The organism is Nocardia sp. NPDC047654 (assembly GCF_043205035.1).
GTDB lineage: Bacteria > Actinomycetota > Actinomycetes > Mycobacteriales > Mycobacteriaceae > Nocardia.
In genome coordinates, this window is sequence record NZ_JBIDDF010000011.1 from 1 (window position 1) to 25,617 (window position 25,617).

Genomic DNA, 25,617 nt, shown 5'->3' on the forward strand with positions numbered 1-25,617 from the left:
CCAGCCACCGACCCCTCCGGCGACCACGACCACGGCTGCGCCCGCCCCGGCACCACCACCGCCGACAACGCACCCACCGCCCCCAACACCCCACCAGCCCGCAACGCCTCACGCCTACTGAAACCATCCATCACAACACCACTCCTCATTGAGCCGGGACGGGATCGCGTGGACGCGGCGGCGAGAGTGCCATCGCCTGCCCTTGCGATCAGAATGGCTATTAACTTAGCACACGTTCTAGCTGTTGTCTCGGTTGTGTTCGAGTGGTCGCACCCTCCTGCGCTCAGGTCGGCGAGCCGGCCGACGTACGGCCTAAATGCTTGCCCGAGGCGGCATAGACCCGGGTCTGGGCAGGAGGCGAACGCCGACAGCTCTCCCGAAGACTCGACGGAACGGGTACAGGTTCCGCCTTCGACCATCGTCTTGCGTTGGATAATGTCGAGTCACATAGTGCTGCGAGGGGCCTCAACCACCAGCCGAGTCACCGACCGCCCCGGCCGCCCGGATCTACGCTGCCCGCCAACTCGTCATAGGGGCCGGGCTGCCCGGTGAGACTGTGTTCGGCGAACCGGGGCGGGCACCTTGTCAGCGCGCGAACCGTCGGTACCGCGCGAAAGGCTCAGGCGACGACCGAGCGCTGTGGTACTCCGACGTATGCGCTCAGCGGGCGGATCAGTGCGTTCGACTCGCCTTGTTCGATGATGTGCGCGGTCCAGCCGGTGATGCGGCTCATCACGAAGATCGGGGTGAAGACCTCGATGTCGAAGCCGAGCAGGTAGTACGCGGGTCCGGTCGGGAAGTCCAGATTCGGCGCGAGGCCGGTGGCCTCGTTCATCGCGCGTTCGAGGACCTCGTACATCCGCACCCACTTCCGGCCGTCGGTCGCGGCGGCGATATCCAGGAAGGCCTTCTTCATGGTGGGTACCCGGGAGTCGCCATTCTTGTAGACGCGGTGGCCGAAGCCCATGACCTTTTCCTTCTCGGCGAGCTTGCCGCGCAGCCACTTCTCGGCCAGCGCGGGATCGTCGATCTCGAGCATGTCGTGCATGACCGCCTCGTTCGCGCCGCCGTGCAGCGGCCCTTTCAAAGCGCCGATGGCGGCGGTGACGGCGCTGTAGATATCCGACAGCGTGGAGGTGACCACCCGAGCCGCGAAGGTGGAGGCGTTGAAACTGTGCTCGGCGTAGAGGATCAACGACACCTCGAACGCCTTCACCAGTTCGCGCGCTGGGATGGTCCCGAAGCACATGTTCAGGAAGTTTTCGGCATACCCGAGGTGGGAGTGCGGTGCGACCGGGTCCAGACCATGGCGACGGCGATGGTCGGCCGCGACGATGGTCGGCAGCACCGCGAACATGCGAAGTGCTTTGGCGCGATTGGCCCTCGCCGAATTGTCGTCCTCGGCCGGGTCTTCGGCGCCGAGGTAGCTGATGGCCGTGCGGACCACATCCATCGGGTGGCAGTTGTCCGGCATCTTGGCCACCAGCGACAGTAGCGACCGGTCGGCGCGCCGCCATGCCCGCTCCTGCTGGCAGAACCTCTCCAGCTCGGCGTCGGTGGGCAGTTCACCGTGCCAGAGCAGGTAGGCCACCTGCTCGAAGCCGCAGTGGGCGGCCAGATCCTGGACGGCGTAGCCGCGGTAGGTCAAGGAGTTGGTTTCGGGCACCACCTTCGAGATGGCGGTGGTGTCGACGACTACCCCTGCCAGACCTTTGCTGATGGCCGGTATCGCGGTGTCCGTCATCACGGGTTCCTTCCCGTAGTGAAATTGAAGATGTCGGAGTCGAATTCGTTGTATGCCTCGTATCGCAGCAGTTCGTAGAGACGGCTGCGGTGCTGCATCCGATCCAGCAGGCCCGCCTGTGTGCCGTGCTCGAAGATTTCGCGCAATCCGGCTTCCGCCGCGAACATCGCCAGTCGCAGCGTCGACACCGGGTAGATCACCGCGTTGTAGCCGATGGACTGCAGAGTGGCCGCCGGGATCAGCTCCGACTTGCCGAATTCGGTCATGTTGGCCAGCAGAGGAATCGAGACGCCCTCCCGGAACTTCTCGAACTCGGCGACCGTCCGCAGCGCTTCGGTGAAGATCAGGTCGGCGCCGGCGTCGGCGTAGGCGTTCGCCCGATCGATCGCGGCGTCGATGCCTTCGATTCCCGCGGCGTCGGTGCGCGCGCAGATCACGAAGTTCGGGTCGCGTCGCGCGGACACCGCTGCCCTGAGCCTGCGCACCATCGCCTCGGTCGTCACCACGGCCTTGCCGTCGAGGTGACCGCACCGTTTCGGATTCACCTGGTCCTCGAGGTGACAGCCCGCGATTCCGGCGTCTTCCAGAATCGAGACGGTGCGTGCGGCACTCATCGGTTCGCCGAAGCCGGTGTCGGCGTCGATGAGCACCGGCAGGTCGGTGACCCGCGCGATCTGCCTGCCGCGTCCGGCGACCTCGGTCAGCGTGGTGAGCCCGATATCGGGCAGAGCGAGATCGGCGGAGACGACCGCCCCGGAGACGTAGACGCCTTCGAAGCCGATCTCCTGGATCAGGGCGGCCACCAGGGGGTTGAACGCGCCGGGGAATCGCTGGATCGTTCCGGAGGTCAGTCCCGCGCGGAATGCGGCGCGTTTGTCGGCGGCCGAGGTCGCCGCGGCCAGCAGGCCGGTCATCGGAAAAGCCCTTCCGGCAGCTTCGGCGCCTGTGCGAGCACCCGGTCGGAGACCGAGAAGTTCAACTGTGACAGCTCCTCGGCCGACAACTCGGCCGCGCGCTGCGCGACTTCCAGGAAGCGGTCCTGTTCGGCGGGATCGATGACGCCCTGCGCCAGTGTCCGGAACTTGGCGATGTACTCGCCGCGGGCGAAGGGGCGCGCGCCGAGCGGATGCGCGTCGGCCAGCGCCAGCTCGTCGATGATCACCTCACCGCTGTTCAACGTGACCTCCGCGCGGGCGCCGAACGCTTTCTCGCCCGGGTCGGTCGAGTGGTAGCGGCGGGTCCACTCCGGGTCCTCGGCGGTGGAGATCTTGCGCCACAACTCGACGGTGTCGGGGCGCTGCGCGCGCTCGGGCGCGTAGGAGCGCTCGTGATGCCAGGTGCCGTCCTGCAGGGCGACGGCGAAGATGTACATGACCGAGTGGTCCAAAGTCTCCCGCGACGCGTTCGGATCGAACTTCTGCGGGTCGCCCGATCCGGTGCCGATCACCACGTGGGTGTGGTGGCTGGTGTGCAGCACGATCGAGGTGATCCGGTCCAGGTCACCGATCCGCTCGCGCATCCGCCGAGCCAGGTCGATCGGCGCCTGGCTCTGGTATTCGGCGGAATGCTCCTTCGTGTAGGTGTCGAGGATCGCACGCTTGGGCTCGCCCGGGCCGGGTAGCGGCACCGAATATTCCGTCTCGGGTCCGCCGAGAAGCCGGGCGATCACACCGTCCTCGCCCTCCCAGATCGGCGACGGGGCGCCCTCGCCACGCAGGGCGCGGTCCACAGCCTCCACCGCCATTTTTCCGGCGAAGGCGGGCGCGTAGGCCTTCCAACTCGAGATCTCCCCCTTGCGGGACTGGCGGGTCGCGGTGGTGGTGTGCAATGCCTGGCCGATGGACTGGTAGATGGTCTCGGTGTCCAGCGCCAGCAGCGTGCCTATACCGGCCGCCACCGAGGGACCGAGATGGGCCACATGGTCGATCTTGTGCTCGTGCAGGCAGATCGAACGTACGAGATCCACCTGGATCTCGTACCCCGTCGCCAGCCCGCGGATCAGGTCCCGGCCGCTGCGGCCGGCATGCTGGGCCACCGCCAGGATCGCCGGGATGTTGTCACCGGGGTGGGAGTACTCCGCGGCCAGGAAGGTGTCGTGGAAATCCAGCTCGCGTACCGCGACACCATTCGCCCAGGCCGCCCATTCCGGCGAGAACCGGCCCGGCACACCGAACACCGTCGCGCCCGGTCGATACGGATGCGTCAGCGCCTGCGCCCGGGCGTTGGCCACCGGACGGCGGGTCACCGACGCGGCCGCGACCGCCGCGTTGTCGATGATCCGGTTGACGATCATCTCCTCGGTCTCCGGCGCGACCGCCACCGGATCCGCGGCAACCTCGGCGATCCGCCACGCGAGATGCTCCTCGCGCGGGAAGTGCTCGGCGGAGCGGTGAGTGCGGACGAGGTGGTTTATCACGGGGTGCGCCTCCGAACGTCGATTTCCGGTTTCTGATTCGCACGCTACGCACGCCCATGACGGCTCGAAATGCCTCGCAGATGCCGATATTTGCGTACCGAAATCAGCGAATATGCGTAGATTGCGAAAGTCTCCGGCCGGTTCAGTTGAGGCGATGTGCGGCAAGGAGCTGGGTATCGGCGAGTATCTCCGCTATCGGCCCGTCGGCGACGATGCGTCCGTTGTCGAGGATGACGGCGCGCTCGCAGATGCGCTGGGCGTAGGGCAGATCGTGGGTGACCAGGACGAGTGTCGTCGGCAGGGTGAGCAGGATCTCGGCGAGTTCTCGCCGGGCGACCGGGTCCAGGTTGGCCGCGGGCTCGTCGAGGACGAGCACCTCCGGGCGGCATGCCAGGACGGTGGCCAGCGCGGCGCGGCGGCGTTCGCCCAGCGATAGACGGGCCGGGGAGCGGTCGGCTCGATCGGTCATCCCGACGGCGGCGAGCGCGAAGCGCACATTCTCGGCGAGGTCTTCGCCGCGCATGCCGAAGTTGGCGGGGCCGAACGCGACATCTTGTTCGACGGTCGGCATGAACAGTTGGTCGTCGGGGTCTTGGAAGACGACGCCGACGCGCCGGCGTACGGCGCGCACGGTGGTGCGGTCCACGCGGGTGCCGCCGATGTACACCTCGCCCGATGTCGCGCTGAGCACACCGTTGAGATGCAGCATCAGTGTCGATTTGCCCGCGCCGTTGGGACCCAGAACCGCGACCCGTTCGCCGCGGGCGATGTCGAGATCCACCCCGTGCAACGCCCCCGTCCCATCCGGATAGGCGAAGGTCAGACCGGCCAGACGTACGGCGGGGGCCGTCGACGCGTTCACCGGGCGACCCAGGCGCCGACACAGACACCGAGGGCGGCCGAGGCGGGAACACAGGAGAAGACCCATTGCCTCCAGGTGGCCGGAGGCGTGCCGAAATCGGTGATCGCACCGGTGAACCCGCGCGAGAGCATCGCCAGGTGAACCCGTTCGCCTCGTTCGTAGGATCGCAGGAACAAGCTGCCGACGCCGCGCGCTGTAGCACCGATCTGACGTATCGTCCGCGGGTCGTCTCCGCGCGAGATCCGCGCCAACCGCATGCGGGCCGCCTCGTCGGCGATCACGTCCACATACCGCAGCATCAGCACGACGATCGTGACGAGCATGCCGGGCACATGGAGCCTGCTGAGTCCGCCCGGCAGCTCGCGCACGCTCGTGGTAGCCGCGACGGTCAGCGAAACACCCACTCCGATCGAACCTTTCGCGATGATTCCCCATGCGGCGTGGACACCCGTCGTCGACAGCGACAGTCCGAGGACAGTCGTTCTGGGTTCTCCGGCCGCGAACGGCAGCAGAACCGCCAGCACGACGAAGGGCATTTCGATCAGCAGCCGCGGCGCGATCCACCGCGGCGGAATCCGCGCCGCGCGCCAGACGACGAGCAATCCGGCCGCATAGACGGCGAACGGCCAGAACATGTCCCTTGGCGTCGCGACCACCGCGAAGACGGTGATCACGGCGCAGACGATCTTCACCTCGGCCGGAGTCCGATGCACCGGCGAACTGCCGGGCAGGTGCAGCCGATGGCTGACGGTGGACACCTAGCTGGACTCCGGTTCGGGCGACTCGGCTGCGCCATTCGAAACGCGTTCGCCCCCAATGCGATTCGACCGACCTGCCCTGATGATACGCACCACGGCGAACAGCGCGGCGAATGCGGCGGCGGCGCCGAGAATGCCCGCGAGGCCGGTCAGCCGGTCATCGCCGTCGATCGTGTACCCGGCCAGCGGCGAATCCGCCAACGCGTGATCGTCGGCGTTGCGCGCGATGCACTCGCCGCGCAGTTCTTCGTTGCCGTCGACCTGCACCACGGTACAGCCGCGCCGTGTCGTGGCATCGAGACCGTCGGGTCGCGAACTCGCCAGGTACGAGAGCAAGCCCGCGACAAGTACCGCAACGGCGGCGAATCCGAACAGGAATCCGTTCATCGATAGTGCCGCGCGCGGCGTCCGCGCACGCGTTTTCGTCCGATCGGCGGCACGCAGAAGGTAGACGAGGTCGGGGCGGGCGTTGACTACGGCGACGACGGTGATCGCGGTGATGATGCCTTCTCCGATGCCGATCAATGCATGGGTGCCCAGCATGTACCAGGTAACCGCGCCGACAGTGGAACCCGTCGCCCCACCGATGGCGTACTCGGCAGCGAAACCCATGGCGGCACAGATGGTTGCGGCCAGCGCGGCGACGAATGCGACGACACCGACCCCGCCGCGTCTCGGCGCGAAAGGCAGCAACCGGCGCGCGGCGAGATAGCCCACCGCTGCCCCGAGCAACGCCATATTCGTGATGTTCGTACCCAGCGCCGTCAACCCGCCGTCGGCGAACAGCAGTGCCTGCACGACGAGCACGATCGCCACACACAGCGCACCCACGTACGGCCCGGCCAATATCGCGGCGAGCGCGCCACCGAGCAGATGCCCGCTCACGCCCGGCAGGATCGGGAAGTTCACCATCTGCACCGCGAAGATGAACGCGGCCACCAGACCGGCCATCGGAGCGGCACGCTCATCGAGTTCGGCACGCGCGCGCCACGCCGCGAATCCCAGCCCGGCGAGGGCGACGACCGCGAATCCCGCAGAGGTGGGTGCGTCGACGATGCCATCGCTCATATGCATCGCCGACATGGTCTCCCTCACCTCGGGAAACGATACACGCCATATATGTTCAACTGGACCGATATGTGTGCGTCCGCGATATTTGGCCGCGCCGAGCAGACAACGGCAGAGTAGAGCAGTGGCTACGAGTGACCCGCTGGATTCCGAACACGCCCGGCCCGCCGGGCTCGGCTTGGACGTCTCCAGTGTCGAGCATTGGGCACACCGATTCGACCTGCTGTCCGACGCCAATCGGCTGCGACTGCTGGTGTGCTTGCACCACACCCCCGGCCAGAGCGTGACCGAACTCGCCGCCACGGTCGGGATGACGGCGACCGCCGCCTCACACGCCCTGCGCCAGTTGCGTCACCAGGGGTGGGTCACCGCATCCAAGAGTGGCCGCATCGTGCGCTACCGCCTCGCGGACGAAACGATTCATCGACTCCTGCACTGGATCGGCGCCACCCACGCCTCGGAGCCGAGTCCACTGTAGGAACTCGACGATTCGGCATGGACGGTGCGGGTGACGCCGCGCTGCGCTACCCGGCGAGGGACCACGGGATCAGCTGGTGCTCAATTCGGCAGCGAACAGTTCGCGCACACGCTGCCAGGAATCGTCGGCGGCTTGCTTGTCATAGGGCTCGCGGCCGGGGAAGAAGAAGGCGTGGCGGGCACCGGGATACACGACTACCTCGTGCCGGACGGACGCCGCCGACAGCGCTTCCTCGATCCGGCGCCGCTGGTCGGCATCGATGACATGGTCCTGCTCGGCGAAGAACAGCGTCAGGCGCGCGGTGATCCGCGAGGTCGCCGCCAACAGCGGGTCCGGAACGCTCAACGCCGTTCCGGGGTCGGGCAGCCATCCCGGGTAGTAGATCGCCGCGGCGCGCAGCGGCAGCCGGGTCGCCGCGAAATAGGTGACATGCCCACCGAGGCTGAAGCCCAGCATGCCGATCCGGTCAGCGGCACCGGCATGCTCTCGGGCATAGTCGGCGGCGGCGCGCAGATCCGCCTCCACCCCGTCCCGGGTCAACCGGCCCAGCAGTTCGAACGCATGGGCCCGATTGGCATCGCTCTCCTCGATACCGGTCGAGGTGTCGGGACCGGAGCGGTGGTACAGGTTCGGCGCGATCGCCACATACCCCAGCGCGGCCACATCACGGACGACGGCCCGAACCTCATTCGTCAGGCCCCACAATTCCGCTCCGACGAGAACCAGCGGGTAGTCGCCCGGTCGAGCCGGGCGGGAGATATACGCCGCCATGGGCATCGCGTCGTGTCGAATGATGTCGATCTGTTCGGCCGTGATCTCGAATGCCACGACACGACTGTATCCAAAAGTCGCCTGGCTCGTCGCCACCACACAATCGGAGGCAGAGCCTGCCCTTCCGATCCGTTTCGACCGCTGCCCGACACGGTTTCAGCGCAGTTGCCGCCGCCGCCACAGATGGCGAACTCTCCGGTTGCGGCGTGGTGGCTGCTGTGCCTGTAATGAGCGCGAGCGTCCACCGCGGCGCGTCGGATGTAGGTGGACGGTGTGGTGGTCCGCCGACTGCTAGGAGCTCACCATGACAACCGGATACGTGTGGAACACCCTCTACGGCTGGGCCGACACCGGCAGCGGAAGCCTGTTCCCCTCCGACGCCACGGCCGGCCTTCAGCCGATCGGGCATCACCTCGCCCATCCCGACACCAAACGGCGATTTCACGAGTTGGTCTCGGTGTCGGGCTTGCTCGACAAACTGCATTCGATAACAGCGGCGCCCGCCGACGAGGCCGACATATTGCGGGTGCATACCGCGCACCATCTGGAGCGGATCAAGGCCGAGAATCTGCTTCCGAAAGGCGGGGACGCCGGCGACGGCGTCTCGTCGTTCGGAAAAGGCGGATACGAGATCGCCGCGCTCTCGGCGGGCGGCGCGATCGCACTCGTCGAGCAGGTGCTCGCGGGGACGGTCGACAACGGTTACGCACTGGTCAATCCGCCCGGGCATCACGCGACCCGCGCCACCGGCATGGGCTTCTGCATCTTCAACAATGTCTCCATCGCCGCCGCCTATGCGAAAAACGTGCTCGGCGTTGGGCGCATCGCCGTCGTCGATTGGGACGTCCACCACGGCAACGGCACGCAAGACATCTGGTACGAGGATCCGTCGGTACTGACCCTCTCGATCCATCAGCATCTGTGTTTCCCGCCGAATTCCGGCTACCGCGAAGAGCGCGGCGCGGGCGCCGGATACGGTTACGCGATCAACGTGCCGCTTCCACCCGGTAGCGGGGACGCCGCCTATCTGCACGCGATCGACCGAGTCGTCGAGCCCGCGCTCCGCGCCTTCGCCCCCGAGCTGATCATCGTTGCCTCCGGTTTCGACGCGAGCATTCTCGATCCGCTGGCTCGGCAGATGGTCACCAGCGGCGGCTTCCGGCAGCTCACCTGGCGGATGCTCGACATCGCCGCCGAAACCTGCGCGGGCCGGATCGCGTTCGTGCAAGAAGGTGGTTACAGCCCGCACTACGTACCGTTCTGCGGGCTCGCGGTGCTGCGCGAGTTGCTCGGCGAAGAATTCCTGGACGACCCGTACACGCCTATCGTCACGACGCAAGGCGGCGACGTCCTGCTCGACCACGAGGCCGCCGCGATCGAAGCGGCGGCAGGCCTGGTCGCCGAGCTCTGACGCCGACCGCGCCGGCCGGCGCAGCGGCAGCGGGCACCGCGCAGCCGTACGACGGACCACACCGTCGCGCAGAGCAGTAGGCCGTTGCGCAGTGCCAGCACAATCACTCCCGGCCAGCTTCCGGTAGCCACCCGGTCGTAGACGAACGGGAATTCCACCTGGCTCAGCAGCGCCGTCGCCAGCACCAGCATCACCACAGGCCGCTGCGTGGTGCGCGAGTCGAGCGCGCAGACCGCGGCCACCGCCACCGCCCACACCAGGTACTGCGGGCTGAGCACGCGGCTGGTCACCAAGGCGAGCAGTACCGCGGCCAATGCCAGATCCGCTGCCGGGGGCCGCATGCGCCACCAGGTGAACAGCAATATCGCGCCGCCGAGGACCGTGGCGGCCACGCACCCCCGGGCCGCGGCGGACACCGCGGGCCCGGACAACTCGTCGGCCCCGTAACGATGCACGATGGTCCACCCGCCGTTCACCAGACGAGCGATCAACAGCGGTGTGGCAGCGGCGGATTCGATTTGCAGTCCGCGCTTCGACTGGAATTCCAGAAACGACCACGCGCCGGGGACCAGCGCCGTCAATCCGACGCTCGCCGTCAGACCGACGCCGGCCGTCACCGCACTCATCCGCCACAGCGTTCGCCGGCGCAACCCCAGCAGAACCACCACCGGCCACACTTTCAGCAAGACGCCCGCAGCAGCGGCCGCGCCGGCCAACACCGGTCGGCGCGTCGACCACAGCAGTGCCGCGGCCGCCGTCGCGGCCACGATCAAATCGAATCGGCCGTAACAGACCCGGCCCAGCAAAGCCACCCCGACCGTCCATACCCACGGCCCTGTCTGCGCGACTGCCCGTCCCTCAGCACGTGCGGCCCGGATCAGCAAACTCAGTACGCTCGCGTCCGCCGCGGCGACCAGCGCGAAGAACAACCAGTTGTAGGCGAATCCGCCGCCGAGCAGCCAAGGCACCGCCAGCAATACCCCCGCTCCGGGCGGATACTGCCACCGCTCGTCGTCCAGCGGGAAAACACTCCGGCCGACGATGATTTCGGCCCATTCCCGGTACAGCGTCAAGTCCGCGGCCGAGGCATCCCAAACGCTGTGCGGCAACACCGTCACCCCGGTGAACACCACCATCAGTAGCCGAGTAACCACCCACACCAACCACAACGTCGATACCGACGACAGCCCACGCACAACGCCGCAGCCTATCCATCGCCACACCTGTCCCCCACAAGACGCAGGCCACGACGAGCGGCCACCGACGCACCGGCACAACGGATTCCGACCATGCGGTCGGCGGCCGACATGGCGTGTCAGGGGGCGATCGGCTGGAACGGGCGGGTTTCGTCGTGGCCGAGGCGCACGACGCCGGCCGACGATTCCCGAACCTCGTTCCACTCCCCCGGCAGGTCGCGCAGCGGCTCGGAGACCACGAATCGCGCCTCCTCGCCGAGCAGGCGGAGAGCCTTGACCTCCGGGTGCAGCGCACGTACTTTCGCGACATCGGTGGAGTAGAACAGCGACCGTGATCGCCGTTCCGTGGAATACCGGAAGAACCACATGGATGCGCCGTCGGTGGTCGCGACGGTCATCTGCACCGGGGCCTCGACCTTGTATGCGCGACCGACGTCCTCGACGAAGCCGACCGCACGGGCGACCGCGTCGAAGGGGTCGTCGACGAGTCCGAAGCTCAGTGCCAGGAAGAAGAGCACTTCCGAATCCGTGGAACCCTCGATGTCGGCGAACAACGCCGGTTCCACCGCCGTCATCAGATCGCGCTTGAACTCCCGGAAACCGCGCAGCGATCCGTTGTGCATCCACAACCAATGCCCGTGACGGAACGGGTGGCAGTTGGTGCGCTGCACTTCGGTTCCGGTCGAGGCGCGCACGTGCGCGAAGAACAGCGACGTGCGCACCTGAGCCGCGATCTCCCGCAGGTTGCGGTCGTTCCACGCCGGATCGATGTTCTTGAACATGGCCGGACGCGGGCCTTCGCCGTACCAGCCGATCCCGAAGCCGTCACCGTTCGTGGTCGTCGCACCGAGCCGGGAATGCAAGCTCTGATCGATCAACGAATGCGCCGGCCGGAACAAGAGTTCCTCGGCCAGGATCGGCTCACCGGAATAAGCCATCCACCTGCACATACATCGATTGAAGCAAAGCAGGCGACGTTCGGCCACCAGCATCGGCACCCAGACCGCTGGTCCCCGTCTCGGATCATGACCGCAGGCTCAGCCGACGGGGGCGCCGAACCACTTCCGCAGCAGGCCGAGCAGCTCCTGCTGATCTTCACCGACCCACGCCACATGACCGTCCGGACGCAACAGCACCGCAGGCACCTCCAGTTCCTCGCTGACGTCGACGACGTGGTCGACGCGATCCGCCCAGCCCGTCACCGACAGCAGGCCGGTCTGGTCGAGCAGCAGCCCTCGGCCGCCGTGCATCCGCTCGTAGAGGCGCCCCTGCTTCAACGCCACGTCCCGCATCCGCCTGCCGAGCAAGTCGTGCCCCTCGCCGAGGTCGTAGCGAACCCCGACCGCGGTGATCATCTCGGTGACGTACCGGTTCACCTCCTCGAAGTCCATCAGCTTCGAGAACAGCTCCCGCAGCGCGGTCGCACCCGGATCGGCCCCCATCAGGGTGATCTGCGCGCGGGTGTTCTCCAGCACGCGCGCGCCCACCGGGTGCCGTTCGGTGTGGTAGCTGTCCAGCAGCCCCTCCGGCGCCCAGCCGTCGACCTCGGCGGCCAGTTTCCAGCCGAGGTTGAACGCGTCCTGGATCCCGAGGTTGAGCCCCTGCCCACCGGTCGGCGGGTGGATGTGCGCCGCATCGCCGGCCAGCAGCACCCGGCCGACCCGGTAGCGCTCGGCCTGCCGAGTGGCATCGCCGAACCGGGACAGCCAACGCGGCGCCCGCGCGCCGAAGTCGGTGCCCGCGAAGGTGCGCAGTTGCTGTTTGAACTCCTCGAACGTGGGTGCGGCCGCGCGATCCTCGGCCACCCCGGCGGCGGGCACGACGATGCGGTACACACCGTCCTCGTGCTCGACGGCGGCGGCCCCGAACCGCTTCTGGGTCTGGTGGACCTCCGCGACGATCGCGGCCACCGTCGCCGGGTCCTCGGTCAACTCCATCACGCCCAGCAGCGTCTCGACCTTGGTCGGCTCGCCGGGGAAACCCACGCCAAGCAGTTTGCGCACGGTGCTGCGAGCGCCGTCGCATCCGACGAGGTAGCGCGCACGCAAGTGCGTCCCATCCGCCAGTTCTACGGTCACCCCGCCTTCGTCCTGCGTCAGCCCCACCAGCTCGCAGCCGCGGCGGATCTCGGCGCCGAGTTCGAGAGCACGCTCGTTCAGCAGCCGTTCGGTGACCGTCTGCGGATTGGCGAGACCGTAGGGGTGCGCCGTATCCATCCGGTCCGGCCACGGCTTCACGATGCCGCCGAAGAGGCCGCCGACCTGGAACTTCTTACTGACCGCGAGGAACCTGTCCAGCAGGCCGCGCTGGTCCATCATCTCGACGCTGCGCGCGTGCAGTCCCTGTCCCCGTGACCGCTCGGTGAGCTCCGCCTCCTTTTCCAGCACCAGCGTGTGCACGCCGTGCAGCCGTAACTCGCAGGCCAGCATCAATCCCGTCGGTCCGCCGCCGCTGACGATCACATCGATCACGCAAACTCCATCCCTGTATCCCGCGAAACCCACTCGGAGCCGAAGCGCACATACCCCCGCGAATCCGCGATTTCCGCAGGTTATGGCTTCGGCTGGAGATTGTGAAGCACGACCGGGGTCTTGCCGCAAGGCCCCGGGTGCGATATATGTTGAAAGTGGCAAGGAGTGCATGACTTCTTGCTTTCTTTTTCACGCTGGATACGCGCGCGTTTCGGTGGCCTTTACCGCGGCCCACAGCCGCTGCCCCGGATGGAGCCGCAACTCGGCGACGGTGGCCGGTGTGATGTCGGCGAGTACGGGCGGGGTGCCGTCGAGACGAATCCGTGTGATGTGAGCGTGTTGCTCGATACCGGTGATGGTGACCGGCCAGCAGTTGCGCGGGCTGCCCACAGGTTGTCGTAGATGCAGGCCGACGGCGGTGGGGCCGAACGCCACATGGACCCGCCCCTGCGCGGGGTCGGCGATGGTGATGCTGCCGCCCCCGTCCAGGTCGACGAGTGTGCCACGCGCGGTGCCGCGGTAGAGGTTCAGACCCATCAGCGTGGCCACGTAATCCGATCGGGGCCGCGCCGCCACTTGCGCGGGCGGTCCTTGCTGGACGATCGCGCCGTCCTCGAGGATGACCAGCCGGTCGGCCAGGACCATCGCGTCGAGCGGGTCATGGGTGACCAGCACGGTGTGGCCAGGGTAGTCGCGCAGATGGTGGGCGAGGTCGGAGCGCACGTGCAGCTTGGTGCCGGCGTCCAGCGCGGCGAGTGGCTCGTCGAGCAGCAAAAGCTGCGGTTCGGTGACCAGCGCGCGGGCCAATGCGACCCGTTGCGCCTGCCCACCAGACAGTGCTCGCGGTTTGCGCTCCGCGAAATCCGCCAGTCCCACCCGGTCGAGCCAGCCGGTGGCCTGCGCGCGGGCGGCAGCGCGCCGATACCCCTTGGCGCGCAGCCCGAAGGCGACGTTCTCCAGTGCCGACAGATGCCCGAACAGCAGGTAGTCCTGGAACACGACACCTACCCGCCTGTGTTCGGCGGGCACGAAAATCGACGGTGGCGCGTCCCAGGTGGTTCCGTCCAACCGGATGTGCCCGCCGGTCAACGCGATCAGTCCCGCCAGGGCGCGCAGGGCCGTGGTCTTGCCCGCTCCGTTCGGTCCCAGCAGGGCGACCACCTCCCCCGGTTCGGCGACCAGGGGCAACCCCAGCGCGAAACGTCCTCGGTCGATCCGCAGGTCGGCCTCCAAGCTCATACCGCTCCCCTGATCCACCGTTCGCGCAACGCGACCAGCACGGCGACCGAGACGGCCAGCAACACCAGGCTGAGCACGATCGCGGCGTCGGGATCGCTCTCCAGCGCGAGATAGACCGCCAACGGCATGGTGGTGGTTCGGCCCGGGAAGTTGCCCGCGAACGTGATGGTGGCGCCGAACTCACCGAGCGCACGCGCCCAGCACAGCACCGAACCGGCGATGACGCCGGGCAAGACCGACGGCAACGTGACCCGGCGGAAGGCGTACCAGCGGGTGGCGCCGAGCGTGGCGGCCGCCTCCTCGAAGCGCGGATCAGCTGCCCGCAGGGCTCCTTCGACGGAGATCACCAGAAAGGGCATGGCCACGAACGCTTCGGCCACGACCACCCCGGCGGTGGTGAACGGCAGCGAGACATCGAACCATTCGTAGAGGTACCGTCCGAGCAGCCCGCGCCGCCCCAGCACCAGCAGCAGCGCGACACCGCCGACCACCGGCGGCAACACCAGCGGCACGGTGACCAAGGCGCGGATCAGTCCGCGCCCGGGCAGTTCCGCGCGCGCGAGTACCCAGGCCAGCGGAATGCCCAGAACCAAGCAGATCGCCGTGGCCGCGGTCGCGCACACCAGCGAAAGCCGCAGCGCCCGGCCGACTTCGGCACTGAGCAGCCGGTCGGGCATGGTCGCCCACGGCGCTCGCGCCAGCAGTCCGACCAGTGGCACGACCAGGAACGCCAGCCCGCAGACGGCGGGCAGCATCAGCGCGACCGGTCGCCGCCCGAGCACCGCCCGCCGCCGCGAGGGCGCGATCACGGGGTGTCGAACCCTGCCGCGGCGAAGACCGACTCGGCCCTCTCCGAGGTCACGAACTCGACGAACGCCGCGGCGGTCGCCGCGTTCGGCGCGTGCGCCAGCGGCGCGATCGGGTAGTCGTTGATCGCCTCGGCCGATTCCGGGAAGTCGATGCCCTCGACCTTGTCGCCCGCCGCTTCGACGTCGGTGCGATAGACCAGCGCGGCATCGACCTCACCGAGGATCACCTTGGTCGAGACGGCCCTCACGTCCTGCTCGCGGGTATCGGGCTGCGGTGTGATGCCCGCGGTCCGGAACACCGTCTCGGCCGCCGCACCGCAGGGCACCTGCTGCGCGCACAAGGCGAGCTTCGGCTCGGGCCTGCCGAAATCGGCCAGCCCGGTGATGTGCCCGGGATTGCCTTTCGGCACCGCGATCTCGAGCCGGTTGCGCACGAAAGTGACCGGCGTGGCGGTGACCGAACCTTTGTCGCGAACCTGCTGCATGTTCTTGGGCGCGGCCGAGGCGAACACGTCGGCCGGTGCGCCTTGGCCGATCTGTTCGGCCAGGGCGGAACTCGCGCCGAAGCTGAAAACCACCTCGACGCCCGGGTGCGCGGCCTCGAACTGTTTACCGAGCTCGCCGAACGTCTCGGTCAGCGAAGCGGCGGCGAACACGGTCACCGTGCCCGACTCATGCTGCGCGTCGGCGTGCCCGCTCGTGTCGCCGGAACCACAGCCCGCCGCGGTCACGACAGCCGACATGGTCGCGGCCGCGACACCCCATTTGCGAATCATTCTCGTCCTCGTCAACTTTCCGGTATCTCCACGACGACGTGCGTGGATTTCACCGACGCGACAGCGATGCTGCCGACTTCCAGACCGAGCTCGTCGACCGATTCCCGGCTCAGCAGCGACACCAGCCGGAACGGTCCGGCCTGCATCTCCACCTGCGCCATCACGGTGTCCTTGACCACCCGGGTCACGATTCCGCGCATCCGGTTGCGGGCCGAGGCCGCGACCGTCGCACCGGGTGCGGGCGCATCGGCATTGGCCCGCAGGAACTGGGCGAGCTCACGGCCGCTGACCCCCATGCGGCCGCTGTCGAGCTGAATCGCGGTCAGACGGCCCTGATCGATCCATCGACGCACCGTGTCGTCGCTGACCCCCAGCAACGCGGCCGCTTCGCTGATCCGTAGATTCGACACGAAGTACAGCATATTGCCGCATCCACGGTATTGATAACCGAGGGGAACCGCGATCTCGGCACGAACGGTAGTGCCGTCACCGCTGAGAATCGAGCACTGGCGTGAGACCATCCGGTCCACCGCACCGGTTCGTCGGCTATACCGTCGTGGTACGCCGCCGCTCGCGTAGTCGTGGCGCACGGCCGATGAAAAGGACCTCGAGCGACATGTCGACATCGAAGAAGGCGATTCCGCGGACCCGCACCCGGGAGCTGGCGGCCGCCTGTCGTGCCGACATTCCGGCGCTGACCGACCGGCTGATCTCGGAGATCTTCACCGACAATCCCGAGTGGACCGACTATTCGACGGTTGCCCGCGCCGACCTGGTCGACGGCTGCCGCCGCTACGTGACCCGCATCCTCGACCTGCTGGGTGCTCCGGCCACCGCGTTCGACGACGAGGTCGCCGCGTCCATCGGCCGCCGCCGCGCCGAACAGGGGGTGCCGCTGGAAGCCATGCTGCGCACCTTCCGCCTCGGCGGCCGGATCGTGTGGGAGGTCTTGCTCGACAAGGCCGACGAACTCGCTCCCGGCGAGATCCGTGCGGCGGGCACCGGGTTGTGGGCCGTGATCGACGCACTGTCCTCGTCCCTGGTCACCTCCTACCGGAATACCGAACTCGAGCAGCTGCGCAGCGACGAACGCCGCAGGCACGCCCTGATCGAGGACCTGCTCGCGGGCCGAGCCCACGACACCACCTTCGCCGCGCGCGCCGCGCGTGAGTTGAATCTTCCGGCCGGTAGCGCCTTTCTCGTCGTAGTCGCCTGCGGTGAAGGCGAGGCGGTGCACACCGGTACAGAGGCCGCGTTGGCCGCGGTCGGCATCCGTTCGGTGTGGCACGATCGCGTCGACTCGACGGTCGGGCTGATAGCGGTCGAGCGCCACGACGTCGCCTCGGTCCTGCGCCGGGTCGAACCGCATATCCGCGGACGAGCGGGCGCCTCACCGGCGGTCGGCGGGCTGGCGCAGGTCGGCACCGCGCACGGCTGGGCACTGCTGACCCTGCAGACCTTGCCCCGGGACGCGACCGGCCTCGTGCCGCTGCATGAGCGCTTTCAGCACGCCCTGCTCGTACGCTCGACCGACCTGACCGACATGCTGGTCACGCACACTCTCGGTCCGGTTCTGGCACTGCCCGCGGCCGAACGCGCGACCTTGCTGGACACCCTGGCGGCCTGGTTGACGCACGACTGCTCAGCGGCCCACGCCGCGACACGACTGCATTGCCACCGCAACACTGTCATCAATCGGCTGCACCGCATCTCGACCTTGCTCGGGCGCCCGCTCGACGGCCGGCGCGACTATGTGGAACTGTCACTGGCACTGGCCGCGCTCGACCTCGCCCGAGCGTCGGACGGAGCCTGATCCTGTCGGCCGATTGGGCGCAGCGCCCAATCAGGCCGCTGCACTACTGGGCTTCGTGGCAATTGTCTGTGCACTTCGCTACGGCAACACTCGATAGCGATGATCCACCCCACAACCGAGGGTGGATCGAATCATCGAGGACGAGGAGCACCACGAGTGCCGGATTTCGATCTCCTGGTGGTCGGCGGCGGCCCCGGCGGATATGTCGCCGCCATCCGCGCGGCCCAACGCGGCCTGCGGGTCGGCTTGGTCGAGAAGGAGCGCCCGGGCGGGGTCTGCCTCAACTGGGGCTGCATTCCGACCAAAGCGATGCTGCGATCCGCTGAGATCTTCCAAACACTGAGCACCGCAGCGGATTTCGGCATCTATGCCGACAACGTGCGCTACGACTTCGCCGCGGTGCGCCACCGCAAAGACGGCATCGTCAAGCAACTCACCGACGGCGTGGCGGGCCTGCTCGCCGCCAACGATGTCACGGTGATCGAGGGTCACGCCCGCTTCACCGGCCCGACCGGTGTCGAGGTGTTCGAGGCAGCCCAGTCGCCGGTCTTCCCCGGCGGCCCCCGCTACGCCGCCGCGCCGACGGCCACCGCCACCCGTGCGATCAGCGCGACCGACGTGATCATCGCGACCGGATCGGTGCCCGCGCGACTGGCGATCCCGGGTGCGGACCTGCCGGGCGTCATCACCTCCGACGGCGCGTTCGGGCTGACCGACGTGCCCGAACGCCTCGTCGTCATCGGCGGCAGCGCGGTCGGCGCGGAGTGGGCCAGCCTGTTCGCGAGCTTCGGCACTCAGGTGACCATCGTCGAAGTGCAGGACACCCTGGTGCCGCTGGAGGACGCCGACCTCGGCGCCGCCCTGGGACGATCGTTCACCAAGCGCGGCATCACCGTGCTCACCGGCTCCACGGTCGAAGCCATCACGCGCAGCGACGCGCTGCGGGTGAGCGTGACCGGCAAGCACGCGCGCGAACTCGACGCGGACGTGGTGCTGGTCGGCGTCGGACGCCGGCCCAACACCGCCGATCTCGGACTGGACGTCGCGGGAATCGACACCGACGCTCGCGGTTTCATCCCCGTCGACGAGCAGCTGCGCACCGGCGTCGAGCACGTCTACGCCATCGGAGACGTCACCGGACGCGCCCTGCTCGCGCACGTCGCCTCGCATCAGGGCCTCACCGCCGCGGACGTGATCGCCGGTCACCCGGCGCACATCGACTACACCGCGATCCCGGCCGCCACCTTCACCCACCCGGAGATCGCGAGCGTCGGGCTCACCGAGGCGAAGGCCCGCGCCGCCGGGCACGAGGTCGTCACCGCGCGCTTCCCCTTCGCCGCGCTGGGCCGGGCCCAGACCTTCGGCGAGACCGAGGGATTCGTCAAAATCGTTGCCGGGCAGCGTCATCGAGAAGTGCTCGGCGTGCACATCATCGGCCCGTCGGCCAGCGACCTGATCACCGAGGGCGCGCTGGCCATCTCCCTGGAGGCGACCCTCGACGAACTCGCCGACACCATCCACGCCCACCCCACTCTCGGCGAGATCGGCATGGAGGCGGCCCTGGCCGGCCTCGGACTGCCCGTGCACATCGCGCCCAGGAAGCGTTGAGGAGCCCTGCCGTGACCACCAGCACCACCCCCCGCAAACCGAGTCGCAAGACGACTCGGTCGGCGACGCGTCCGTCCGCGTCGATCGCCGAGGATCGCGGCATCGACGATGCCTCCACGCAAACCCGCGTCACCGCCCCGGTCGACGCGCGCATCACCGCGGAGGATCCCGACACGCTGCGCGGACTGTATCGCGACATGCTGTTCGTGCGCCGGTTCGAGGAGCGCACCGCACAGAGCTACCAGCAGGCCCAGATCGGCGGCTACTGTCACCTCAACCTGGGCGAAGAGGCGACCGTGGTCGGGCTCGGCGCGGCCATGCGCCCGACCGACTACCTGTTCACCAACTATCGTGAGCACGGCTACGCGCTGGCCAAAGGCATCGAGCCCGGCCGGGTCATGGCCGAACTCTACGGCCGCTCCACCGGCACCTCCAAGGGCTGGGGCGGTTCCATGCACATGTACGACACCGCGACCCGCCTGCTGGGCGGTTACGCCATCGTGGGCGGTCAGGTGCCGTTGGCCGTCGGCGCGGCGCTGGCCATCGACTATCGCGGCGAAGACGACGTGGTGGTGTGCCAAATGGGCGAGGGCACCACCAATATCGGCGCCTTCCACGAGTCGTTGAACATCGCGGCGCTGTGGAATCTGCCGGTGGTGTTCCTCGTGATCAACAATCAGACCGGGATGGGCACCACGGTCGAACGCTCCTCCGCCGAACCGGATCTGTGGAAGCGCGCGGCCGCCTACCGCATGCGCGGAGAGCGCGTGGACGGCACCGATGTGCTGGCCGTGCGCGACATGGCCGGTGAGCTGATCGAAACCGCCCGGCGCGAACGCAAACCCGCGCTGCTGGAGGCGGTCAGCCACCGTCTCAAGGGCCATTCGGTGGTGGACCCGGCGAAATACCGCACCGAAGAGGCCGTGTCGATCGCCCGGAGCAACGATCCCGTCGTCCGGTGGCGCGACGCGCTGCTCGCCGCCGGTGTATTGAGCGATTCGTCCGTGGCCGCGCTGGAAGCCGAGGTGAACGCCGAGGTCGCCGCGGCGGTCGAATTCGCCGCGAGCAGTCCGCACCCGCAGCCGTCGAGCCTGTTCGACTACAACTACGCGACGCCCGTGGCGGGCGACTCGCGCCGCCTGCCCGCCGATCCGCTCTTCACCAGTTAAGGACATCACCGTGGCTGTCATGACCTATCGCGAGGCGCTGCGCGAAACCCTCCGCGAGGAGATGCGGCGCGACGGCGATGTCTTCCTCATCGGGGAGGAGATCGGCATCTTCGAAGGCTCCTACAAGATCACCGCGGGTTTGCTGGCCGAATTCGGCGAGAAACGGGTGCGCGACACCCCCATCGCCGAAGAGGGTTTCGTCGGCGCCGCCATCGGCGCCGCCATGCTGGGCCTGCGCCCGGTGGTGGAGATCATGACGATCAACTTCTCGCTGCTGGCGCTCGATCAGATCGTCAACCACGCCGCCAAGATCTACGGCATGTTCGGAGGACAGACCAGCGTGCCCATGGTCATCCGCACCCCGGGCGGCGGCGGACAGCAACTGGGCGCGACACATTCGCAGAACATCGAGCTGTACTACGCCTTCGTGCCGGGCCTGAAGGTGGTCGCGCCCAGCACTCCGGCCGATGCGCGAGCGCTGCTCAAAGCCGCCATCGAAGACGACGATCCGGTGCTGTTCCTGGAGAACTTGTCGCTCTACAACACCAAAGGCGCAGTGCCGGAGAAGCTTCCGGCCGCCCGGATCGGAAAGGCCGCTGTCACGAGGACCGGCTCCGATATCACGCTGATCGGCTACTCCCGCATGGCCACGGTCTGCACCGAGGTCGCCGAGCGACTCGCCGCCGACGGCTTCAGCGCCGAGGTCGTCGACCTGCGCAGCCTTCGTCCGCTCGACCGCGACACCCTCGTCGAGTCCGTTCGCAAGACCGGTTGCGCCGTGATCGGCGAGGACGACTGGCTCACCTACGGAATCGGCGCCGAGGTCGCCGCCTCCATCTCCGACGGCGCCTTCGACTATCTGGACGCTCCGGTTCGCCGGGTGGCCATGGCCGAGGTGCCGCTGCCCTACGCCAAGCCGCTCGAACGGCTCGCCCTGCCGTCGGCCGATTCGCTGTACACCGCCGCGGTGGAAACCCTCGCGGCAGTCGGCAAACGACGCTGAGACCCGAGGACGCATCCCATGCCCGAAATCACCATGCCCCGCCTCTCCGACACCATGGAGGAAGGCGTCATCGTCTCCTGGCTCAAACAGGTGGGCGATCCGGTCGAACGAGGTGAAATCCTCGCCGAGATCGAAACCGACAAAGCCCTCATGGAGCTCGAGGCCTACGACAACGGCGTGCTCGAGCAGATCCTCGCCGCCGAGGGCGCGCGGGTGCCGATCGGGACCCCGATCGGCCTCATCGGCGACGGCAGTGCGACAGCCGCGACCGGTGTGAGCGGCAACGCGCCGACCCCGGCCGCCGCCGCGCCCGTCGAGCAAGCGCCCGCACCGCGTCCCGGCAACGGCCCCGAGCAGGGCGGCCGCGCGGTTCCGGTCGCCACCGACGGCGCCCACGCAACGCCGGAACGCAAGAAGACCTCGCCGCTGGCTCGCAAGATCGCCGCCGAACTCGGTGTCGACATCTCCACCGTGGCGGGCACCGGCCCGGGCGGACGCGTGGTCCGGCAGGATGTCGAATCCGCCCATCGCGCAGCCGAACTCGATTCACCGACCGAAGTCGTCCCCGCTGCCTCGGCCGGGACCTCTTCTGCGGCTCCGGGTGACTACGAGGAGATCCCGCTGACGACCGTTCAACGGGTCTCGGCCACGCGGCTGACACAGAGCAAACAGCAGGCCCCGCACATCTATCTGACCTCCGCGATCGATGTCACCGAACTGTTCGGCTTCCGCGCGCAGATCAACGACACGCTGGCGCAGACCGGCGCGGGAAAGGTCAGTGTCAACGATCTGCTGGTCAAGGCCGTCGCCGTGACGCTGCGGACGAACCCCTCGGTCAACGTCTCCTTCGCGGGCGACAAGCTGTTGCGGCACCGCGGAGTGCACCTCGGCATCGCCGTCGCCACTCCCGCGGGCCTGCTCGTCCCGGTGTTGCGCGATGCCGATCGCAAGAGCGTGTCGGAGATCGCCGCCGAAAGCCGCGACAAGGCCGAACGCGCCCGCGAGCGCAAGCTGCGCACCGACGAGATGACCGGCGGCACCTTCACCATCTCCAACCTGGGGATGTTCGGAATCGAGCACTTCACCGCCGTGATCAACCCACCGGAGGCCGCCATCCTGGCCGTCGGCGCGGCCACCGACGAACTGCGACTGGACGACGACCGAGTGGTGACGAGGAAAATCTTGCGCGTCACCCTGTCCGCCGACCACCGCGCCATCGACGGAGCCGTGGCCGCCCAGTTCCTGCAACAGCTGAAAGGCCTGCTCGAACATCCCCTCCGGATAGTGACCTGACGCTACGGCCATCACCCTCCCCGAGCGGGCTGCGATTCACCTCCGACCGACCCGGCAGCAGGCGCGTCCGGCCTCGAGCTGCTGGTCGAGCCACGCCGCTACCCCCGTCGGCGGCGCCACGCGGGCGTGACGTTCGCCGGTTGCAGCAACGTCGTGAAGGCCGGTGTCACCGTGTCGAATTCCGGAAGTGACAGCTCGTAGCGGGTGAACAGCTGTTGTACGGCCAAGACCATCTCGAGTACGCCCAGTTGTGATCCCGGACAGATGCGGGTGCCGGAGCCGAACGGGAGATACGAATGGCGGGGGTGCGGGATGGTATCCGACCAGCGGCCGGGATCGAACCGCTCGGGCTCGGCCCACGCGCCGGGATCGCGGTGCAACAGGTAAGGGCACATGACGACCTCCCAACCCGCCTTGACCCGGTACCCGCCGATCTCGGTGTCCCGCACCGCGGTACGCGACAGAATCCACTGTGGTGGGCACAGGCGTAGCGTCTCACGGATCACTGCCATGGTGTAGGGGAAGTCGGTGGCGACCCATCCGGTGACCGTCGGATGGTCTCCGAGTTCGCCGAGTACTCGGGTCCGCAGGCCTGCATCGTCGGCCAGCCGCAGCAGCAGCCAGGACAATGCGACACCGGGCACTCCGTGCGATGCGAACAAAGCCATGCGCAGCGTTGCGAGGAGCCGATCGTCCGCTGCGCCGCCGCACCCCGCGAGAAGCACGTCGAGGCCGTCACGAGGGCGTGCCGAACGGCGCGCGGCGGCGCGCCGCCGGATGGCCTCGCCCAGGAGTTCGACGAGCCTCTGGTCGGCCGAACCCGCTCGGGCAGCGCGTGGTCTCGGCCACCAGGGCACGCGTGCTTCCGCTCGGTCCAGGGACTCCAGCGAACGGGCGAACAGCTGGTCGGCGGCGGCACGGATCTCGGTGACCAGAGCCGCGGTGCCGCTGTCGCCGCCCAAGTAGAAATCGACGATTCCACGGCCGCAGAGGTCACGGCAGACATCCACCAGCCCGGCGTCGCGGTCGACGAGTTCACTGCCCATCCACTCGCGATACCGGCGAATGTGCGCATCGACCAAATCCGTGTCGAATCCGTGCCACAGGTCCCGGCGAACCAGTTTCCACGTGTCCAGTCTGGACAGGCGTTCGCGGCGGCTGCGCGCACCGGCGAGGCGCCCGGAATCGACGACGTAGTTCACGTTCGTCTCGGTGAGCACGCGGTGCACGGCGTCCGGATCGAAGAGCACCACGATTCCGGGTGCGAGTTGCACGACATCGCCGTAGGCGACGTGTGCGCCGACCATCCACCGGATCGGATCGCGTTGATAGCTCACGAGATCGCCGACGAGCGGACGCCCGGGCGGGCCGGGAATTCTCCGCCTCGCCCGGCCGTCGGCACTCAGCTCGGGAACGGCGGCCACTGATCACAGCTCACGTAGAGATAGGAATGCGTGACCCGAGACCGTTTGACGCGCAGAACGAGCATGCCGACATACCGCCGCATACTTCCACCCCCCTGAATTCGCTGCCGGATGATTCTCCGACAGCACCGATCGTCGATCGCCTCCCTCGCGCGGGCAATGCCGCCGCACATGGGATTCGGCAACAGTGCAGGTCCGCAGCGGAAACATTCGTCCGGTCCGGACGCGCCTCGCAAGGAGCCGGTGGCCGGGTAGCTGCGCTGGGCAGGGGTGTCGGTGAGAACCGGGAACCTGCCACAGCCTGCGACGCCGTCCGCGCGTAGCGAGATCAGCATGACGGCGGCTTCCGTGCTCGGCCTGCCACTGGGGCGCAGTGGCAGGCCGGTTCTTCAGCCCACCGCCCTCTTCACCAGGTCACTGATCCGCGCCTCGTCGGCGGCGGTCAGCTCGGTGAGCGCGAAGGCGGTCGGCCACACGGCGCCGTCGTCGAGTGCGGCGATGTCGTTGAAACCGAATGTCGCGTACCGCGCTTTGAACTTCTCGGCGCTCTGGAAGAAGCACAGGACCTTGCCGTCCTTGGCGTAGGCGGGCATGCCATACCACAGTTTCGGCGACAGCTGCGGAGCGCAGGCTTTGACGATGGCGTGCAGTCGTTCGGCGATGACCCGATCGGATTCCTGCATCCCCGCGATCTTCGCGAGCACGTCATTCTCCCCGTCCGCCTTGGCCGCTCGCGAACCGCGGCGCGCGGCGGTCTTCAACTCTTGGGCGTGTTCTTTCATCGCGGCTCGTTCCTCGTCGGTGAATCCGACGGAAGCCTTGGTCTTCGCGGTGGTGCGGGTAGCGGACTGCTGCGTGGTCATGAGCTGGTTTCCTTCGCGGTGATCGTGGATGAGGGTGGTGTCGGGGATTCGGCGCTCAGCGGTCCTGGATCAACCCGAGCACGTTGCCGTCGGTGTCGGTGACGGTGGCCACCAGGCGGCCGCCGCCCACGTCGTGGGCGTGCTCCGACACGGTGGCGCCCGCGGCGGTCAACTCGGCCAGCTTCGCCTCGATGTCGAGCACGTGCCAGTAGGCCACCGGTGCGGTCATGCCCTGCGGGCCGCCGCCGGGCACCAGCCCGATGTGCTGGCCTTCGGCCTCGAAACCGACGTAGTAGGACGTGTCGGTCTGCGGCGCCACGCCGAGCAGGGCGGCATACACGGCCTTGGCCGCCGCCAGGTCGGCCACCGGATGCAGCACGGTCTTGATTCCCTGGGTGGAAGAGCTGGTCATGATCACTCCTGAACTCGCCGGTCTGGTTGTTCC

The 25,617-nt window shown here is 68.0% G+C and carries 23 protein-coding genes and 2 pseudogenes; 7 read left to right on the plus strand and 18 right to left on the minus strand.

What is annotated here, in order from left to right; all coding sequences use genetic code 11:
- Positions 1-619: 619 nt before the first annotated feature.
- The 7 genes and pseudogenes from ACGF7Y_RS24415 to ACGF7Y_RS24445 form a co-directional block, all read right to left on the minus strand.
- Positions 620-1,744, minus strand: a complete 1,125-nt coding sequence (locus tag ACGF7Y_RS24415) for a bifunctional 2-methylcitrate synthase/citrate synthase (RefSeq protein WP_393236863.1) — start codon at positions 1,742-1,744, stop codon at positions 620-622.
- A complete protein-coding gene (gene prpB / locus ACGF7Y_RS24420; protein WP_393236864.1) occupies positions 1,744-2,658 on the minus strand; it encodes a methylisocitrate lyase in 915 nt (304 codons plus the stop codon). Before prpB ends, ACGF7Y_RS24415 begins: the two co-directional genes overlap by 1 nt.
- Positions 2,655-4,160, minus strand: coding sequence for a 2-methylcitrate dehydratase PrpD (gene prpD / locus ACGF7Y_RS24425; protein WP_393236865.1), 1,506 nt, complete (start codon positions 4,158-4,160; stop codon positions 2,655-2,657). Before prpD ends, prpB begins: the two co-directional genes overlap by 4 nt.
- Before the next feature lie 142 nt (positions 4,161-4,302).
- Positions 4,303-5,022 carry an energy-coupling factor ABC transporter ATP-binding protein gene (locus tag ACGF7Y_RS24430; protein ID WP_393236866.1) on the minus strand — a complete coding sequence of 240 codons (720 nt, stop codon included), beginning with the start codon at positions 5,020-5,022 and terminating at the stop codon, positions 4,303-4,305.
- On the minus strand, positions 5,019-5,780 hold the full coding sequence (gene cbiQ, locus ACGF7Y_RS24435) for a cobalt ECF transporter T component CbiQ (RefSeq protein ID WP_393236867.1): 762 nt from the start codon (positions 5,778-5,780) through the stop codon (positions 5,019-5,021). The genes ACGF7Y_RS24430 and cbiQ overlap by 4 nt, the downstream gene beginning before the upstream one ends.
- The gene (locus ACGF7Y_RS24440) at positions 5,781-6,167 is read right to left on the minus strand and encodes a PDGLE domain-containing protein (RefSeq protein ID WP_393237339.1); all 387 of its coding nucleotides are present in this window, start codon (positions 6,165-6,167) and stop codon (positions 5,781-5,783) included.
- 30 nt (positions 6,168-6,197) lie between these two features.
- A pseudogene (locus ACGF7Y_RS24445) lies at positions 6,198-6,863 on the minus strand (energy-coupling factor ABC transporter permease); the annotation flags it as partial.
- Positions 6,864-6,990: 127 nt separating this feature from the next.
- Between ACGF7Y_RS24445 and ACGF7Y_RS24450 the strand changes: the two are divergent.
- Complete coding sequence (locus tag ACGF7Y_RS24450; protein WP_393237342.1) at positions 6,991-7,326, plus strand: ArsR/SmtB family transcription factor; 336 nt, start codon at positions 6,991-6,993, stop codon at positions 7,324-7,326.
- 69 nt (positions 7,327-7,395) lie between these two features.
- On the opposite strand, the gene ACGF7Y_RS24455 is transcribed toward ACGF7Y_RS24450, so the two are convergent.
- Entirely contained in the window at positions 7,396-8,154 is a 759-nt protein-coding gene (locus ACGF7Y_RS24455) for a dienelactone hydrolase family protein (RefSeq protein WP_393236868.1), read from the minus strand.
- Positions 8,155-8,401: 247 nt separating this feature from the next.
- Between ACGF7Y_RS24455 and ACGF7Y_RS24460 the strand changes: the two genes are divergently transcribed.
- The gene (locus ACGF7Y_RS24460) at positions 8,402-9,508 is read left to right on the plus strand and encodes a class II histone deacetylase (protein WP_393236869.1); all 1,107 of its coding nucleotides are present in this window, start codon (positions 8,402-8,404) and stop codon (positions 9,506-9,508) included.
- Between the two features lie 278 nt (positions 9,509-9,786).
- Here the strand turns inward: ACGF7Y_RS24460 and ACGF7Y_RS24465 are convergent.
- From ACGF7Y_RS24465 to ACGF7Y_RS24495, 7 genes and pseudogenes are all read right to left on the minus strand, one after another.
- Positions 9,787-10,644: pseudogene (locus ACGF7Y_RS24465) on the minus strand (glycosyltransferase 87 family protein); the annotation flags it as partial.
- 179 nt (positions 10,645-10,823) lie between these two features.
- Positions 10,824-11,642, minus strand: a complete 819-nt coding sequence (locus tag ACGF7Y_RS24470; protein WP_393236870.1) for a class II glutamine amidotransferase — start codon at positions 11,640-11,642, stop codon at positions 10,824-10,826.
- 99 nt (positions 11,643-11,741) lie between these two features.
- Positions 11,742-13,175 (minus strand): rifampin monooxygenase, encoded by a 1,434-nt coding sequence (gene rox, locus ACGF7Y_RS24475; protein ID WP_393236871.1) that lies wholly within the window; start codon positions 13,173-13,175, stop codon positions 11,742-11,744.
- Between the two features lie 189 nt (positions 13,176-13,364).
- A complete protein-coding gene (locus ACGF7Y_RS24480) occupies positions 13,365-14,414 on the minus strand; it encodes an ABC transporter ATP-binding protein (RefSeq protein ID WP_393236872.1) in 1,050 nt (349 codons plus the stop codon).
- Entirely contained in the window at positions 14,411-15,169 is a 759-nt protein-coding gene (modB, locus tag ACGF7Y_RS24485) for a molybdate ABC transporter permease subunit (protein ID WP_393237345.1), read from the minus strand. The genes ACGF7Y_RS24480 and modB overlap by 4 nt, the downstream gene beginning before the upstream one ends.
- A 50-nt stretch (positions 15,170-15,219) precedes the next feature.
- On the minus strand, positions 15,220-15,999 hold the full coding sequence (gene modA / locus ACGF7Y_RS24490; protein WP_393236873.1) for a molybdate ABC transporter substrate-binding protein: 780 nt from the start codon (positions 15,997-15,999) through the stop codon (positions 15,220-15,222).
- An 11-nt stretch (positions 16,000-16,010) separates the two neighbouring features.
- Entirely contained in the window at positions 16,011-16,409 is a 399-nt protein-coding gene (locus ACGF7Y_RS24495) for a molybdopterin-binding protein (RefSeq protein ID WP_393236874.1), read from the minus strand.
- A 206-nt stretch (positions 16,410-16,615) separates the two neighbouring features.
- Here ACGF7Y_RS24495 and ACGF7Y_RS24500 point away from each other — a divergent pair, with 206 nt between their 5' ends.
- The 5 genes from ACGF7Y_RS24500 to ACGF7Y_RS24520 all read left to right on the plus strand — a co-directional run bounded on the left by ACGF7Y_RS24500 (position 16,616) and on the right by ACGF7Y_RS24520 (position 22,885).
- A complete protein-coding gene (locus tag ACGF7Y_RS24500) occupies positions 16,616-17,812 on the plus strand; it encodes a PucR family transcriptional regulator (RefSeq protein ID WP_393236875.1) in 1,197 nt (398 codons plus the stop codon).
- Positions 17,813-17,968: 156 nt separating this feature from the next.
- Positions 17,969-19,420: a dihydrolipoyl dehydrogenase gene (lpdA, locus tag ACGF7Y_RS24505; protein WP_393236876.1), complete on the plus strand. Its 1,452-nt coding sequence runs from the start codon at positions 17,969-17,971 to the stop codon at positions 19,418-19,420.
- Positions 19,421-19,431: 11 nt separating this feature from the next.
- On the plus strand, positions 19,432-20,589 hold the full coding sequence (pdhA, locus tag ACGF7Y_RS24510) for a pyruvate dehydrogenase (acetyl-transferring) E1 component subunit alpha (protein ID WP_393236877.1): 1,158 nt from the start codon (positions 19,432-19,434) through the stop codon (positions 20,587-20,589).
- A 19-nt stretch (positions 20,590-20,608) separates the two neighbouring features.
- Positions 20,609-21,592 carry an alpha-ketoacid dehydrogenase subunit beta gene (locus ACGF7Y_RS24515; RefSeq protein WP_393237348.1) on the plus strand — a complete coding sequence of 328 codons (984 nt, stop codon included), beginning with the start codon at positions 20,609-20,611 and terminating at the stop codon, positions 21,590-21,592.
- An 18-nt stretch (positions 21,593-21,610) separates the two neighbouring features.
- Complete coding sequence (locus ACGF7Y_RS24520; protein WP_393236878.1) at positions 21,611-22,885, plus strand: dihydrolipoamide acetyltransferase family protein; 1,275 nt, start codon at positions 21,611-21,613, stop codon at positions 22,883-22,885.
- A 98-nt stretch (positions 22,886-22,983) separates the two neighbouring features.
- Here ACGF7Y_RS24520 and ACGF7Y_RS24525 read toward each other — a convergent pair whose 3' ends face one another.
- From ACGF7Y_RS24525 to ACGF7Y_RS24535, 3 genes are all read right to left on the minus strand, one after another.
- Entirely contained in the window at positions 22,984-24,192 is a 1,209-nt protein-coding gene (locus ACGF7Y_RS24525; protein WP_393236879.1) for a cytochrome P450, read from the minus strand.
- A 506-nt stretch (positions 24,193-24,698) separates the two neighbouring features.
- Entirely contained in the window at positions 24,699-25,172 is a 474-nt protein-coding gene (locus ACGF7Y_RS24530) for an iron chaperone (protein WP_393236880.1), read from the minus strand.
- Positions 25,173-25,227: 55 nt separating this feature from the next.
- The gene (locus tag ACGF7Y_RS24535) at positions 25,228-25,584 is read right to left on the minus strand and encodes a VOC family protein (RefSeq protein WP_393236881.1); all 357 of its coding nucleotides are present in this window, start codon (positions 25,582-25,584) and stop codon (positions 25,228-25,230) included.
- Positions 25,585-25,617: the final 33 nt, after the last annotated feature.